The sequence below is a fragment of the Natronorubrum sulfidifaciens JCM 14089 genome (assembly GCF_000337735.1).
In the GTDB taxonomy this organism is placed as follows: Archaea; Halobacteriota; Halobacteria; order Halobacteriales; family Natrialbaceae; genus Natronorubrum; species Natronorubrum sulfidifaciens.
The window spans coordinates 1-1,098 of record NZ_AOHX01000004.1 but is presented as its reverse complement, the minus strand read 5'-3'; the positions used below and the strand labels follow the sequence as shown (position 1 = coordinate 1,098).

The window sequence follows — 1,098 nt, the reverse complement described above, 5'->3', positions numbered from 1 at the left end:
CCTCGAACAACTCGCTGACCCAGACGAACTCGGTCACGCCCCAATCCGCATCCTGATGGGGCGACAAACGAACCGCAGCACAGCAGATGAGATCGGGGAAGGACAAAGTCTACGCGACGAACTCAGAGACGAGGTCGAAGAGAGCATTGAGGACCTCAACAACGCACAGCTAGACCGGTTGGATCGGCTGCGAGACTTCATAGCCGAAGACAAGGTTAGCGTCCGGGTGCGAAATCCGGAAAACGGCTATTTCCACGCCAAAGGAGCATCATTCCGAGCACCAAACGACAGTGACGACTGGGAAACTGACAACGATACAGATACGCGTCCGTGTGCGACAATCGTTGGGTCCTCAAACTTCNCCGGAACAACATCGAACTGAATCTCACAAGCCAAGACCGACCTGAAGCTGAGGCGTTCGAAGACTGGTACGATAACCAGTGGGCGAATGCTGAGGACTTCAGCGAAGAGGTCATCCGGATCATCGAGAACAGTGAGAAGTACCAAGACTGGCAGGACCAACAAGAAGACGAGCCGGATGATGAAGACACGCCTGATAACTTGGGGACGTACATCGAGCCGTTCGAGTTGTACAAACTCCTTGCGTACGACGAACTAAGCGGGAACGTCAACATCCGCGACAGCCCGCTGTACTACTTCCAGACACTCGGATACGAAAGCGCGAAGGAGAAACTCTCCCGATTCAACGGTTGCATCATCTCCGACTCGGTTGGCCTCGGGAAGTCCTTCATCGGCGGTGAACTCCTGCATGACTACCGCCAACGCGGAGATCACTGTCTCCTCATCGTNCCTCCTCCAAGACGACACCGACGAAGACGGAAACCCATACTTCGGGCTCGAAATCGATGGAACACATCTGGACGTGATGAGCATCAGCAAGTTCCAGAACCTCACGTATGAGGAGGTTCAGAACCTCAAAGACGCATTCGACGTCGTCCTAATCGACGAAGCTCATCGCTTCCGGAATCACGGGAAGTGGCGGCCGAACCCGGACGACGAAGACGACTACAAAGGAACTCGCCGGCACGCGAACCTGCGGCAGCTCCGTGGGAAAACGATGATCATGCTGACGGCGAC

Annotated in this window: 1 pseudogene; it reads left to right on the top strand. The window is 55.2% G+C overall.

Annotated elements, in window-relative coordinates:
• A pseudogene (locus C495_RS18570) lies at positions 1–1,098 on the top strand (DEAD/DEAH box helicase family protein); the annotation flags it as partial.